Source organism: Aquitalea palustris, assembly GCF_003693445.1.
Taxonomy (GTDB): Bacteria; Pseudomonadota; Gammaproteobacteria; order Burkholderiales; family Chromobacteriaceae; genus Aquitalea; species Aquitalea palustris.
Genome location: NZ_RFAR01000061.1, coordinates 15,558 through 29,069, shown reverse-complemented (window position 1 = coordinate 29,069; position 13,512 = coordinate 15,558). Strand labels below are relative to the sequence as shown.

Here is a 13,512-nt window from a genome sequence, read left to right as displayed (position 1 = left end):
ATTGCCAGGTGCGCTGATCTGACCGGTCAACGTCCCGACAGCTTCAAACAAAACCCCGCCAACCGGCGGGTTTTGTTTTTTCATCAAATGGTATTGCTGGCATAGCGTGTGCCGGCAGGGGCGCGTAGCAATTGCCCCCATAGTGCCAGCAAGGTGATGGTGCCAATCATGGCCAGGCACAGCCAGGGCAGCGCTGGCAGATGCCATTGACGGGACATGTCCAGCAGCCAGCCTCCTCCAACATAGCCCACGGCACCACCCAAAGCCAGCCCCAGCCGACTGCAACCCAGATAGCTGGCGCGCGCTTGTGCCTTGGCCAGCCCGGCGACATAGGTTTCCCGCGCCGGCTCCATGATGATGGACCCCAGAAAAAACATGGCCAGAATGACAAAGGCCGCCAGTGGATGTTGCACGCTGCTCATGATGGCCAGGCTAAGACTCATCAACCCCAGGCCGATCAGCATGCGCTGCTCGCGTCGCAGATAGCGTTCTCCCCAGCGTGCCAGCGGATAAAGCAGGCTGAGAGACAAGCAGGTCTCCAGCATATACATCCAGCCTACCGCCTGATAATTGCCAGTCAGTTGCTTGATGGTCACCGGGACCAGCAGCATGACTTGGACTGCGAGCATGTAATAGCCACTCAAGGTCAGTACAAAGCGCATATAGCTGCGATCGTGCAAGACGGTGCGCATGGAGTGCCAGGGGGAGGCCTTGCCCGTGGCGACCCGGTACGGTGGCAGCAACAGGGCATTGACCACGGCAGCCAGCACGAACATGGCGCAGCCGGCCAGACCAACCCAGCGAAAGTCGAATTGCAGCAGCCAGGAACCCAGCAGGGCGGCAGCCACCGCGCCGGCGCTGTCCTGCATCATCAGGATGGCGTAGAAGTGCGGTCGCTCCCTGGGCCGTACCAGCTTGGCGACCAGCGCCGTGCGCGGCGGATCAAACAGGGTCCCGCCCAGGCCGGAGAGCAGGCAGGAGACAAACAGCAGCCACGGTGCATGCGCCAGTGCCATGCAGGCAAAGCCGGCGGCGCGCATCAGCATGCCGCAGACTATCAAGGGCTTGGCACCGTAGCGGTCGGCTAGCGAGCCACCAAACAGGCCCAGCCCCTGCTGCATGAACTGGCGCATGGCCAGTGCCAGGCCGACGATCGTGGCGCTCCAGCCTAACTGGTCAACAAAATGCAGGCTGATCAGCGGGAAAACCATGAAAAAACCGAATATCACCAGCAGGTTGTCCAGCAGGATAAACGCCTTGCCCAGTTTGCGTGCCCGTTGTGCCGAAGCCATGTGTTCTCCTCATCCGAACAGCATTTTAAGGAGGCGGCCTGCTATTATGTAAGTCGACTTCTACTAATATTTCATATGCGATTTTTTTATGTCTGTGGCTTTGTCTGATCTGGAGTTATTGCTGGATGTGGCTGAGCTGGGCAGTTTCAGTCAGGCGGCGGCCAAGCGCGGCTGGTCGCAGCCACAGGTCAGCCAGCGTATCAGCCTGCTGGAGCAGCAGTGGGATGTCCGCCTGTTTACCCGGCATCGGCGTGGTGCGGTGGCCACCAATGCCTGCCAGGCTTTCCTTGCTGCGGCACGCCAGTCGCTTACGGCCTACCGGCAAGGGCTGGAGGCCATGCAGGGCACACCGAGTGTGCCGCGTATCCGGCTATCCTGCCTGCCATCGCTGACCTCGCCGGTTTTCGGACCTTTGCTGATGAAGCTGGCCGATGCGCCGATGGAGATACGCTGTGGTACCGACCACTCACAGCAGATCATGCAAGATTTGCTGACCGGGCAGGTGGAGGTGGGCTTTGTGCTGAAATGTCCGGCGATGGCCGGTATTCAGATGGAGCTGCTGTGGCGTTCGCCGATTGTTGCGGTGGTGGCTGCCCATCATCCGCTGGCGGACTGCCGCAGCCCCTTGGCGCTGGCTGATCTTGCCCGTCATCGCATTGCCCCGCAGTTTTGGGGGGACGAGTGCGAAAGCCTGATCCAGCAAATCCGCATGTTGCGGCAGCTTCCCAGCCCGATTCATGCGGTACAGCCGGCCTCGGCGGCGCGTGAGCTGGTATTGCGCCATCGTTTTGTCTCTTTCATGCCGGAGCTGTCGATCAAGGCTGATCTGCAGGATGGCACCCTGGTCAGGCTGTGCCTGCCGGAGCTGCCGGCGTGGCATTGGGAAGTGATGATGGCCTGGCGCGCGGGCAAGCGGGTGGATGCGGCAAAAACGCTGGTACTGGACGCAGCGCGCGCCTTGGCAGATGGCTGAAACAGGCAAGGCCCGCAGGGGTGGGCCTTGTGGCTGACTACGCCTGCCGATGGCTTACATGCGGGCGATCATGGCGTCGCCAAAGCCGGAGCAGGAGACCTCGGTGGCACCTTCCATCAGCCGGGCGAAGTCGTAGGTGACCTGCTTGTCGGCAATGGCGGCTTCCATGGATTTGATCACCAAGTCGGCTGCGGCGGTCCAGCCCAGGTGGCGCAGCATCATTTCCGCCGACAGGATGAGCGAGCCGGGGTTGACCTTGTCCAGACCGGCATATTTGGGGGCGGTGCCGTGGGTGGCCTCGAAGCAGGCATACTGGTCCGAGATATTGGCCCCCGGTGCGATACCAATACCGCCCACTTGCGCGGCCAGGGCATCGGAGATGTAGTCGCCGTTGAGGTTGGTGGTGGCGATCACGTCGTATTCGGCCGGGCGCAGCAGGATTTGCTGCAGGAAGGCATCGGCAATGGCGTCCTTGACGATGATCTCGCGGCCGGTTTTCGGATTGTTGAACTTGCACCACGGGCCGCCGGCAATCAGTTCGGCGCCGAATTCGCGGCGTGCCAGCGCATAGGCGGTATCACGGAAGTTGCCTTCGGTGAACTTCATGATATTGCCCTTGTGGACGATGGTGAGGCTGCTGCGGTCATTGTCTATGGTGTAGTTGAGGGCCGCGCGCACCAGGCGCTCGGTGCCCTCGACCGAGATGGGCTTGATGCCGATGCCGGAGCTGTCCGGGAAGCGGATTTTCTTTACGCCCATTTCGTTTTGCAGGAAGGCGATCACTTTCTTCACCGCATCGGAGCCGGCTTGCCATTCGATGCCGGCATAGATGTCTTCGGTGTTCTCGCGGAAGATCACCATATTGACCAGTTCGGGTTGCTTGAGCGGTGAGGGCACGCCCTGGAAGTACTGCACCGGGCGTACGCACTGGTAGAGGTCAAGCTCCTGGCGCAGCGCCACATTGAGCGAGCGGATGCCACCGCCTACCGGGGTGGTCATCGGGCCCTTGATGGACACTGCGTATTCTTTCAGCGCGTCGAAGGTTTCCTTGGGCAGCCATTCATCCGGCCCGTACAGGCGAGTGGATTTCTCGCCGGCATACACCTCCATCCAGTGGATTTTCTTGGCGCCGCCATAGGCTTTTGCCACCGCAGCATCGATCACCTTGATCATCACCGGGGTGATGTCGATGCCGATGCCATCACCTTCGATGAAGGGAATGATGGGGTGGTCGGGGGTGGCTTGCCCCGGGATGATTTTTTGTCCTGCTGCGGGAACCTTGATATGGGATTCACTCATTGTTGTTCTCTCCTGTTTACCGGGTAAGGGGCTGCGACCGGGCGCAGTGTTTCTCCACTCACTCAGCCTAGACCGTGGCGGGGCGCTTGCAGAGGATTATCAGACAAATTTTTTGGAAAATCGTTGGTGGGCAAGAGCGCACAAAAAAAGCGCCAGGACGAATCCTGACGCTTTGGGGACTGGCATGCGCACGACAGTGCGCCAGTGTTGGCTTAGGCCTGTACCGCTTTCAGTGCAGTATTGAAGGTGGCGCTCGGGCACATTACGGCCTGGCACTTGGCCGCATCCGGCAGGTAGTAGCCGCCGATGTCGGCCGGCTGGCCCTGTACGGCTTTCAGCTCGTCGATGATTTGCTGCTCGCTGCCGGCCAGTTGCTTGGCCAGCGGCGCGAACTGGGCTTGCAGTTCGGCATCTTCGGTTTGCGCGGCCAATGCTTCGGCCCAGTAGCTGGCGAGGTAGAACTGGCTGCCACGGTTGTCCAGCTCACCGGTGCGGCGCGACGGCGACTTGTCGTTGTCCAGCAGCTTGCCGGTGGCGGCATCCAGGGTCTTGGCCAGGATCTTGGCCTTGTTGTTGCCGGTCTTGATGCCCAGTTCTTCCAGCGATACCGCCAGGGCGAGGAATTCGCCCAGCGAGTCCCAGCGCAGGTGGTTTTCTTCCAGCAGCTGTTGTACATGCTTCGGTGCCGAACCGCCGGCACCGGTTTCGTACATGCCACCACCGGCCATCAGCGGCACGATGGACAGCATCTTGGCCGAGGTGCCCAGTTCCATGATGGGGAACAGGTCGGTCAGGTAGTCGCGCAGGATGTTGCCGGTAACCGAGATGGTATCCAGGCCGCGGGCGACACGTTCCAGGGTGAAGCGCATGGCGCGGACCTGGGACATGATGTGGATTTCCAGGCCGCTGGTGTCGTAGTCCTGCAGATAGGTTTCCACCTTCTTGATCAGCTCGTTTTCATGCGGGCGGTACGGGTCCAGCCAGAACACTGCCGGCATGCCGGAGTTGCGGGCGCGGGTCACGGCCAGCTTCACCCAGTCGCGGATCGGGGCATCCTTCACCTGGCACATGCGCCAGATATCGCCAGCTTCCACGTTCTGGCTCAGCAGGATTTCGCCGGTGGCAAGGTCAACAATGTTGGCTACGCCGTCTTCAGCGATTTCGAAGGTCTTGTCGTGCGAGCCGTACTCTTCGGCCTTCTGCGCCATCAGGCCGACGTTGGGCACGGTGCCCATGGTGCGCGGGTCGAAGTTGCCGTGCCATTTGCAGAAGTTGATCATCTCCTGATAAATGCGGGCAAAGGTGGATTCCGGCATCACGGCCTTGCAGTCGGCCGGCTTGCCATCGGCACCCCACATTTTGCCACCGCCACGGATCATGGCCGGCATGGAGGCATCGACAATCACGTCGTTGGGCGAGTGGAAGTTGGTAATGCCCTTGGCGGAGTCCACCATGGCCAGACGCGGACGGTGTTCCTGGCAGGCGTGCAGGTCGCGGATGATTTCTTCGCGCTTGGTCGCCGGCAGGGTCTCGATCTTTTCGTAGAGGTTGGCCATGCCGTTGTTGACGTTGACGCCCAGCTCTTCGAACAGCTTGCCGTGTTTTTCGAAAGCATCCTTGTAGTAGATCTTGACGCAGTGGCCAAACACGATGGGGTGGGACACCTTCATCATGGTGGCTTTCACGTGCAGCGAGAACAGGATGCCGGATTCGCGGCAGTCTTCCATTTCCTGTTCGTAGAAGTCGCACAGCGCCTTCTTGCTCATGAACATGGAATCGATGATTTCGCCCGCCTGCAGGGCAAGCTTGGGCTTGAGCACGATGGTCTTGCCACTGTTGGTGGTCAGCTCCATCTTCACGTCACGTGCCTTGTCCAGCGTCATGGACTTTTCGCCGTGGTAGAAGTCGCCATGGTGCATGTGGGAAACATGGGTTTGCGACCATTGCTTCCATTCGCCCATGGAGTGCGGGTGTTTCTTGGCGTAGTTTTTCACGGCCAGCGGGGCGCGGCGGTCGGAGTTGCCTTCGCGCAGTACCGGGTTGACGGCCGAGCCCAGACACTTGGCGTAGCGGGTCTTGAGGGCATGGTCGGCGTCGCTGCTGGGCAGTTCCGGGTAGTCGGGCAGGGCATAGCCCTTGGCTTGCAGTTCCTTGATGCAGGAGATCAGCTGCGAAACCGAAGCACTGATGTTCGGCAACTTGATAATGTTGGTGTCCGGGTCCTGGGTGAGTTTGCCCAGGGTGCTCAGCGTATCCGGTACTTTTTGTTCTTCAGTCAGGTATTCGGGGAATTCGGCCAGTACGCGGGCAGCAACCGAGATATCTGCCGTTTCGATGTTGATGCCGGCAGCGCCGGTAAAGGTGCGAACGACCGGCAGGAAGGCGCTGGTGGCCAGCGCTGGTGCTTCGTCGGTCAGGGTGTAGATGATGGTCGGCTGCTTTGTGGGCATACTCTATCTCCAATGATTATTTTGACGTCAGAACGGCTGCGCAAGGCGGCTTTCGCACACCGGGGGATGTTCCGCTAGGCGCGTGGAAAGGCACAGCAGCAGGCGGGCGTTTTGCCGGACTGCACTAGGCAGCCTGTGCGTGGCAGCGTGGCCCGTGAACTTGCGGGTGACTTTTCGGAAGTGAATTATACCCCTCAAATCTGCGCGCTGTTTGTAAGTATCCGAACTTTGCCATTTCGACTAGAGAAACAACTGTTCGAATGTGAATTTTCCGCACCGGTGCTGTGAGCTGCACTCCACAGCATAGCCACTGCAATTGACAGCGATGCGAATAGTTTGTTGCAGTAGCCTGTCGGGCAAGCTCCAGCATGACCGCGCCAGTCAGTCCTTGTTATCATCCGGCGCATCACTCGTTTACGGTTTGCCAGAAAATGTCCCAGCTCATCCTGTTCAACAAGCCCTATGGCGTTATCTGCCAGTTTTCCCAGCACGAGCTGCACCCCACGTTGAAAGACCATATCGCGTTACCCGGCGTCTACCCGGCTGGCCGGCTGGATACCGATAGCGAAGGTTTGCTGCTGCTGACCGGCGAAGGTGCCTTGCAGCACCGTATCAGCGACCCGCGCTGGAAGCTGCCCAAGACCTACTGGGTGCAGGTGGAGGGACGGGTGAGCGAGGCTCAGCTGGAGGCATTGCGTGCGGGGGTCGATCTGGGGGATTTTGTCACCCGGCCGGCGCAGGTGCGGCAGATCGAGCCACCGGCGCTGTGGGAGCGCAAGCCACCGGTACGTTTTCGCAAGACAGTGCCGGACTGCTGGCTGGAAATCATCATCAGTGAAGGCAAGAACCGCCAGGTGCGGCGCATGACGGCCAAGGTGGGCTTGCCCACGCTGCGCCTGGTGCGGGCGGCCATTGGCCCCTGGCAGCTGGACGGACTGCAGCCGGGCGAGCTGCGCAGCATCAATGTGAATCTTGAAGATTTGCCGACGCTGTCGCATGCTGAGCGTCTGGGGCAGGGCAGCGACGCCCCTGCTCGCAAGAGCACAGCCGCAGGCAGCAAGGCGGGGCCACAGCCCTCATTCCGCTTTGCCCGCAGAAACAAGCCATGAGCACCTGCCGTTAGCCGTGATGGCGGGCGTGGTCACAGCGAGGCCAGAGCATGCAGATTCCCGAGTATTACAATCCGGTGGCGCGTGATATCGCTCAGGCCCTGATCGATGGTTTTGACAAGCACTACCGGCTGTTTCGCGACTGTAACCGCCAGGCCAAGGGCTTGTTCGAGCGCGGCGACTGGCAAGGTGTGCAGCAGGCCATTCGGGATCGCATCCAGTTTTACGATGAACGGGTGGTGGAGACGGTAGCCCGGCTGCACGGGGAGTTTCATGCCGATCTGCTGGACGATGAAATATGGCAGCAGGCCAAGCTGTATTTCATCGGCCTGCTGACCAATCACAAGCAGCCGGAGCTGGCGGAGACCTTCTTCAACTCGGTGTTCACCCGCATGCTGCACCGGGATTATTTCAACAACGATTTCATCTTCATCCGGCCGGCCATTTCCACCGAATATATCGAGTCCGACCCGCCGTCCTATCGCAGTTACTATCCGGCCAGCAGCAGCTTGCGCCGGGTGATGCGGCAGATCATCGCCGACATGGGCTGGAGCCGCGCCTTTGTCCGCCTGCGCCGCGATCTGGCGCTGGTCTTGCAGTACGCCAATGACTTTTTTGCCGGTACCTGGCCGCATGCAGAGGCCAATCTGCAGATACAGGTGTTGTCCTCCCCCTTTTACCGTAACAAGACGGCCTATATTTTCGGCAAGGTGATCAATGGCGGCTTGAGCTATCCCTTTGCCGTGCCGGTATTGCACGATGCGGATGGCGGCCTGTATCTGGATACCGTGCTGTTGGAGCCATGGCGTATCGGCGTGCTGTTTTCCTTTAGCCGCGCCTACTTTCTGGTGGATATGGAAGTGCCCTCCGGCTATGTGCAGTTTCTGCGCAGCATGCTGCCGGGCAAGACCAAGGCCGAGCTTTACACCATGCTGGGTTTGCAGAAGCAGGGCAAGAACACCTTTTACCGTGATTTCATGCAGCATCTGCAGCATTCCAATGACCAGTTCATCATCGCCCCGGGCATCCGCGGCCTGGTGATGCTGGTGTTCACCCTGCCGTCCTATCCCTATGTGTTCAAGCTGATCAAGGATGTGTTTGGCGGCCCCAAGGAAATAGACCGCGACACGGTGAAGCAGAAGTACCGGCTGGTGAAGCGGCACGACCGGGTGGGGCGCATGTCGGACACGCTGGAGTTCTCCAATGTCGCCTTTCCGCGCCAGCGCTTTACCGCCGAGCTGCTCGAGGAGCTGCGCAGTCTGGCGCCGTCGATGATGGAGGAGGGGGAAGACAGCATTGTCATCCGCCACCTGTATATCGAGCGGCGCATGAAGCCGCTGAACATGTATCTGATGAACTGCGATGAGCAGGAAAAAGAGCGGGTGACCCGCGACTACGGCCTGGCGATCAAGGAGCTGGCTGCCGCCAATATCTTTCCCGGCGACATGCTGTTCAAGAACTTCGGTGTCACCCGTTATGGCCGGGTGATTTTTTATGACTACGATGAAATCGAATATCTGACCGATTGCCATTTTCGTCAGATACCGGAAGCGCCGAATCCGGAAATGGAGATGTCCGGCGAGGTTTGGTATCCGGTGGCACGTAATGATGTGTTTCCCGAGGAGTTCGGTACTTTCCTGCTGGGCGACCCGCTGGTGCGCAAGACCTTTCTGCAATACCACCGCGACTTGCTGACGCCGGATTTCTGGCAGCAGCGCCAGCAGCGCATCCGCGCTGGCTATATGGAGGACTTCTATCCTTATCCGGAAGAAATGCGCTTTGTCCACGCACTGGCGCGGCGGCAGGCGCGACCTTGCCGGGGTATGGATGAGCAAGACTGAAAAAGGGAAGCCGTGGCTTCCCTTTTTTCATGTCTGTGGCAGGACTCAGCTAGCGTGTGCGCTGGCAGCTGACTGAGGGTAATCCTCGAAGTAGGCCAGTGGTCCGGCCGAAGTCAGACCGAGGCAGAAGCGGCGATTGGCGGCCGCGGGATGCTCTGCGTTGCAAGCCTGCAGCAGTTCGAACAGGCTGCTTAGCTCCAGGAACAGTTCACCCAGGTAATGGCTGTTTTTCAGCCACAGGCGGATTTGTCGGGCCTGCGGATGTGGGCTGAGCAGCAGCACTTGGCCGTGCTGATCGCTGCCCAGGCAGATGGCGGGCGGAATGTGTATGCCACGGGTGAGCAGTTCGAGGCGGGCTTGCCGTCCCAGGCTGCCCAGCAGGGTTTTGGCTTGCAGGCGCAAATTCTCACTCAGGGTGGGGGGCTGCAGGGCCTGTGCTTGCTGGCGGGGGGATTCGGTCAGCGGCATGTTCTTGCTCCAAAGGTGTGCGATACCTTGATGGTAGAAGGGCAGGCCGGATGGGGAGTCTGATGATTGCTAGCGAATTTTCTCTTTGATTCGCTGTAAATTCTGTGGTCGGCTAAGGCCGGTATGGCGCTGAAAAGCCGCCGGGGGAGACTGAAGTCTCCCCCGGCGGCTCAGGCGTACACAAAAATTATTGCGGGTAGGGACTGCAGGCATGGTCCTCGAAGTAAGCAATGGGACCTGCGCTGGTCAGACCGATATGAAAGCAGGATGTCTCGGGGAAGATTTCACCTGCAGCTTCAGCGGCACGTACCAGTTCGAACAGCACTTCTACTTCTTTGAATTGGCTGGACAACTTGGCGTTGTCAGTCAGCCAGCTGAGGATTTCATCGGATTGGGGATGGTTGTTTTCCAGGGTAAGGCTGCACGCCGGGCAACTTACCAGACTGATGGCAGGTGGCATGCTGATCTGACGTTCCACCAGTTGTTCTTCCGCCAGGCTGGCAAACTTGGCCAGTTGTTTGCTGGCGCGCTCGCGGATGGCTTGAAGGGTGATGCTGCCATCATCTCCAGTGTGTCCAAACAGGCGAACAAACCCCGGGTTGCTGGCAGTGCTCTGCGACGACATAGTGCTTACTCCTGTTCTCTGCGTGTCATGATTTTTTCATCATAGATGATGCTTGTCATTTTGCTGTATCAATTCAGCAGTTTTTTCACTTGATAGAGAAAGTCGAGTGCCTGACGCGGGGTGAGCTCGTCCGGGTTGATGTCTTGCAGCATGTCCAGCGCCGGATTCGGCTCGTTTTCCACGGTGTCGACCATGGCCGGCGGTGCGCTGAACAGATCGGGCTGGACGCGGGCTGCCGACTGGTTTTCCAGCTCCACCAGATAGCGCCTGGCTTCGCGAATCACCTTGGGCGGCACTCCGGCCAGCTGGGCCACCGCCAGGCCATAACTCTGGCTGGCCGGGCCTTCGTCCACATGGTGCATGAACACGATGCGGTCTTTGTGCTCGACGGCAGACAGGTGCACATTGGCGACGGCCGGGTACTGATCGGCCAGGGTGGTGAGCTCGAAATAGTGGGTGGCAAACAGGGTGTAGGCGCGGCTTTTTTCGATCAGTGCCTTGGCGATGGCCCAGGCCAGGGCGAGGCCGTCGAAGGTGGAGGTACCGCGGCCCACTTCGTCCATCAGCACCAGTGACTGGGCGCTGGCGTTGTTTAAGATATTCGCCGTTTCGGTCATTTCCACCATGAAGGTGGAGCGGCCGCCGGCCAGGTCATCCGAGGCGCCGATGCGGGTGAAGATGCGGTCGATCTGGCCGATGACGGCGCGCTCGGCCGGCACGAAGCTGCCGATGTGCGCCAGCAGGGTGATCAGCGCGTTCTGCCGCATATAGGTGGATTTACCACCCATGTTCGGGCCGGTGATCAGCAGCAGCTTGCGCTCGTCGCTGAGGCGGGTGTCGTTGGCGATGAAGCGCTCCACCTCGGCCTCGACGACCGGATGGCGTCCCTGGATGATTTCCAGTCGGGTGTCGCTGACAAATTGCGGTTCGACATAGTTATTGCTGCTGGCGCGTTCGGCAAAGGCGGCCAGCACGTCCAGCCCGGCCACGGCCTGGGCGATCAGCTTGAGATCGGGAATGTGCGGCGCCAGCTGGTCGAGCAACTGTTCGTACAGCTGCTTTTCCAATGCCAGCGAGCGGTCCTGCGCCGACAGGGCCTTGTCTTCGAATTCTTTCAGCTCCGGCGTGATGTAGCGTTCGGCATTTTTCAGGGTCTGGCGGCGGCGGTAGTCGTCCGGCACCTTGTCGCCCTGGGCGCGCGACACCTCGATATAGAAGCCGTGCACGCGGTTGAATTCCACCTTGAGGGTGGTGATGCCGGTGCGTTCTTTTTCGCGTGCTTCCAGCGCCAGCAGGAAGTCGCCGCAGTCGGTCTGGATGGCACGTAGTTCGTCCAGATCGGCATTCAGGCCGTGGTTGATGACCCCGCCATCGCGCAAAAAGGTGGCCGGTTCCGGCAGGATGCTGGCTGTCAGCAGGCTTTCCACCGGAGAGTTGTCCGGCAGCAGCCGTGCCAGTTCGCCCAGCAGCGGGGCATCCAGGCTGCTGGCCAGCTGCTTGGCACCGGTCAGGGCCTTGAGCGAATCGCGCAGGGCCGCCAGATCGCGCGGGCGGGCGCTGCGCAGGGCGATGCGGGCGGTGATGCGTTCGATGTCGGCCACTTCGCGCAACTGGCCGTGCACGTCCTGATGCAGCGGTAGCAGTGCCCGTACCGACTCTAGCCTGCGTTGCAGCTTGGCATGCTGGCGGATGGGGTGGTGCAGCCAGTGGCGCAGCAGGCGGCTACCCATGCTGGTGGCGCAGGTGTCCAGCAAGGACGCCAGTGTGGGCGAGGGTTCGCCGCGTATGGTTTCGGTCAGTTCCAGATTACGGCGGGTGGCGGCATCCATACGGATCAGCTCGCCGGCATCCTCTACCGCCAGCTGGGAAATATGCGCCGGATTCACGCTCTGGGTGGATTTGACGTATTCCAGCAGTGCACCGGCCGCCCCCACCGCTACCGGCAGGGTGTCGGCGCCGAAGCCGGCCAGATCATGCGTGCCGAAGTGGCGAGTCAGCGCCAGTTGGGCGGACGCGGTGTCGAACTGCCAGGGTGGCAGCTTTTTGCGCGGGCAGCTGACCTGCTCGAAGATATTGAGGCCGCTGTCGTCCGGCAGCACCAGCTCGGCAGGTTTCAGGCGTTCCAGTTCGCTGGCGAATTCTTCCACGCCGGTTTGCATGATCTTGAATTCACCGCTGGCCATGGATAGCCAGGCCAGGCCCAGCGTGCCCTTGTGCATGTTTACTGCCAGCACCAGGTTGTCGCGCTTGTCGTCCAGCAGGGCGGCATCGGTCAGCGTGCCGGGGGTGACGATGCGCACTACCTTGCGTTCGACCGGGCCTTTGGCCAGGGCCGGGTCGCCAATCTGTTCGGCAATGGCCACCGACTCGCCCATTTTTACCAGCCGTGCCAGGTAGCCTTCGGCAGCATGGTAAGGCACACCGGCCATCTTGATGGGGTTGCCGCCGCTGGCGCCACGGGTGGTGAGGGTGATGTCCAGCAGGCGTGCCGCCTTTTCCGCATCCTCGTAGAACAGCTCGTAAAAATCGCCCATGCGGTAGAACAGCAGCTTGTCGGCATGCTGGCTTTTCAGGGCGAAGTACTGCTGCATCATCGGGGTGTGCTGGGGCGTGCTCATGGGCGTGGTGCTCTGGTCGGTATCGGGTGCAGATGACAACGCCCCGCTTTGGCGGGGCGCTGACATGAAACGGCGATTTTACCGTAGCGGGGGCCGGGTGTCAGGCGGCAGTCGTCCAGCTTGAGCTTGATGGCGTGCTGTGGCTGTCTTGGTCTGCGCTATTTGGCAAGTCCTTTAATCAAGCACGCGACGCATTGACTAGCATTAACTGATGAAAGTATGATCTTTATCAAAGTTTCAGAAATTCCTGAAAATTGAGGAAGTCATGAATGCCACCCCTTTAGTTCAGTCTTTTGTCTCGCATTTCGGCGAGATGGGCAGCCGCTGGGGCATCAATCGCACCGTCGGTCAGATCTATGCCCTGTTGTTTGTTTCCGAAAAACCGCTCAATGCCGACGAGATCGCCGAGCGCCTGAGTTTTTCCCGCTCCAATGTCAGCATGGGCCTGAAAGAACTGGAGTCGTGGCGGCTGGTGAAGCTGCAGCACTACCCGGGCGACCGGCGCGAATACTTTTCTACTCCGGATGATGTGTGGGCCATCTTCAAAACACTGGCCGAGGAGCGCAAGAAGCGCGAAGTGGAACCGACGCTCACCATGCTGCGCGGGGCCATGATGGAGACCGCCGGCAGCGAGGCCGACCGCCATGCGCAGGCACGCATGAAAGAGATGTACCAGTTGATCGAACTGGTCACCACCTGGTTTTCCGATATCCAGCATATGGATGTGGAAACCCTGCAGCGGCTGATGAAGCTGGGTTCGCAGGTGCAAAAAGTACTGCAGTTCACCCAGTCGCTGAGCAAGCTGACCGGGCGTGACACGGAAAGGGAGTAAGCCAT

10 protein-coding genes are annotated in these 13,512 nt (G+C 60.1%); 4 read left to right on the top strand and 6 right to left on the bottom strand.

Annotated features, from left to right (window positions below; all coding sequences use genetic code 11):
• Window positions 1-83 precede the first annotated feature (83 nt).
• Window positions 84-1,292, bottom strand: coding sequence for a multidrug efflux MFS transporter MdtH (gene mdtH, locus EAY64_RS14560; protein WP_103525473.1), 1,209 nt, complete (start codon window positions 1,290-1,292; stop codon window positions 84-86).
• Window positions 1,293-1,380: 88 nt separating this feature from the next.
• Here mdtH and EAY64_RS14555 point away from each other — a divergent pair, with 88 nt between their 5' ends.
• On the top strand, window positions 1,381-2,265 hold the full coding sequence (locus tag EAY64_RS14555) for a LysR family transcriptional regulator (protein ID WP_103525472.1): 885 nt from the start codon (window positions 1,381-1,383) through the stop codon (window positions 2,263-2,265).
• A 54-nt stretch (window positions 2,266-2,319) separates the two neighbouring features.
• Here EAY64_RS14555 and icd read toward each other — a convergent pair whose 3' ends face one another.
• Window positions 2,320-3,564 (bottom strand): NADP-dependent isocitrate dehydrogenase, encoded by a 1,245-nt coding sequence (gene icd / locus EAY64_RS14550; RefSeq protein WP_103525471.1) that lies wholly within the window; start codon window positions 3,562-3,564, stop codon window positions 2,320-2,322.
• Window positions 3,565-3,776: 212 nt separating this feature from the next.
• The gene (locus EAY64_RS14545; protein ID WP_103525470.1) at window positions 3,777-6,014 is read right to left on the bottom strand and encodes an NADP-dependent isocitrate dehydrogenase; all 2,238 of its coding nucleotides are present in this window, start codon (window positions 6,012-6,014) and stop codon (window positions 3,777-3,779) included.
• 431 nt (window positions 6,015-6,445) lie between these two features.
• On the opposite strand from EAY64_RS14545, the gene EAY64_RS14540 reads away from it, so the two are divergent.
• Window positions 6,446-7,123 carry a pseudouridine synthase gene (locus EAY64_RS14540; protein WP_103525469.1) on the top strand — a complete coding sequence of 226 codons (678 nt, stop codon included), beginning with the start codon at window positions 6,446-6,448 and terminating at the stop codon, window positions 7,121-7,123.
• Between the two features lie 50 nt (window positions 7,124-7,173).
• A complete protein-coding gene (gene aceK / locus EAY64_RS14535; protein WP_103525468.1) occupies window positions 7,174-8,964 on the top strand; it encodes a bifunctional isocitrate dehydrogenase kinase/phosphatase in 1,791 nt (596 codons plus the stop codon).
• A 45-nt stretch (window positions 8,965-9,009) separates the two neighbouring features.
• Here aceK and EAY64_RS14530 read toward each other — a convergent pair whose 3' ends face one another.
• The 3 genes from EAY64_RS14530 to mutS all read right to left on the bottom strand — a co-directional run bounded on the left by EAY64_RS14530 (window position 9,010) and on the right by mutS (window position 12,675).
• Window positions 9,010-9,432 (bottom strand): hypothetical protein, encoded by a 423-nt coding sequence (locus EAY64_RS14530; RefSeq protein ID WP_103525467.1) that lies wholly within the window; start codon window positions 9,430-9,432, stop codon window positions 9,010-9,012.
• A 187-nt stretch (window positions 9,433-9,619) separates the two neighbouring features.
• Window positions 9,620-10,057 (bottom strand): hypothetical protein, encoded by a 438-nt coding sequence (locus tag EAY64_RS14525; protein ID WP_103525466.1) that lies wholly within the window; start codon window positions 10,055-10,057, stop codon window positions 9,620-9,622.
• A 68-nt stretch (window positions 10,058-10,125) separates the two neighbouring features.
• The gene (mutS, locus tag EAY64_RS14520; RefSeq protein ID WP_103525465.1) at window positions 10,126-12,675 is read right to left on the bottom strand and encodes a DNA mismatch repair protein MutS; all 2,550 of its coding nucleotides are present in this window, start codon (window positions 12,673-12,675) and stop codon (window positions 10,126-10,128) included.
• A gap of 265 nt (window positions 12,676-12,940) precedes the next feature.
• On the opposite strand from mutS, the gene EAY64_RS14515 reads away from it, so the two are divergent.
• Window positions 12,941-13,507, top strand: coding sequence for a GbsR/MarR family transcriptional regulator (locus EAY64_RS14515; protein WP_059286618.1), 567 nt, complete (start codon window positions 12,941-12,943; stop codon window positions 13,505-13,507).
• The last annotated feature ends 5 nt before the right edge of the window (window positions 13,508-13,512 follow it).

Excerpts from the sequence above, each read along its gene's own strand:
- EAY64_RS14525 (WP_103525466.1), bottom strand. The coding sequence starts at position 10,057 with ATGTCGTCGCAGAGCACTGCCAGCAACCCGGGGTTTGTTCGCCTGTTT.
- EAY64_RS14530 (WP_103525467.1), bottom strand. The coding sequence starts at position 9,432 with ATGCCGCTGACCGAATCCCCCCGCCAGCAAGCACAGGCCCTGCAGCCC.
- EAY64_RS14555 (WP_103525472.1), top strand. The coding sequence starts at position 1,381 with ATGTCTGTGGCTTTGTCTGATCTGGAGTTATTGCTGGATGTGGCTGAG.
- icd (WP_103525471.1), bottom strand. The coding sequence starts at position 3,564 with ATGAGTGAATCCCATATCAAGGTTCCCGCAGCAGGACAAAAAATCATC.
- EAY64_RS14540 (WP_103525469.1), top strand. The coding sequence starts at position 6,446 with ATGTCCCAGCTCATCCTGTTCAACAAGCCCTATGGCGTTATCTGCCAG.
- mdtH (WP_103525473.1), bottom strand. The coding sequence starts at position 1,292 with ATGGCTTCGGCACAACGGGCACGCAAACTGGGCAAGGCGTTTATCCTG.
- mutS (WP_103525465.1), bottom strand. The coding sequence starts at position 12,675 with ATGAGCACGCCCCAGCACACCCCGATGATGCAGCAGTACTTCGCCCTG.
- EAY64_RS14545 (WP_103525470.1), bottom strand. The coding sequence starts at position 6,014 with ATGCCCACAAAGCAGCCGACCATCATCTACACCCTGACCGACGAAGCA.
- aceK (WP_103525468.1), top strand. The coding sequence starts at position 7,174 with ATGCAGATTCCCGAGTATTACAATCCGGTGGCGCGTGATATCGCTCAG.
- EAY64_RS14515 (WP_059286618.1), top strand. The coding sequence starts at position 12,941 with ATGAATGCCACCCCTTTAGTTCAGTCTTTTGTCTCGCATTTCGGCGAG.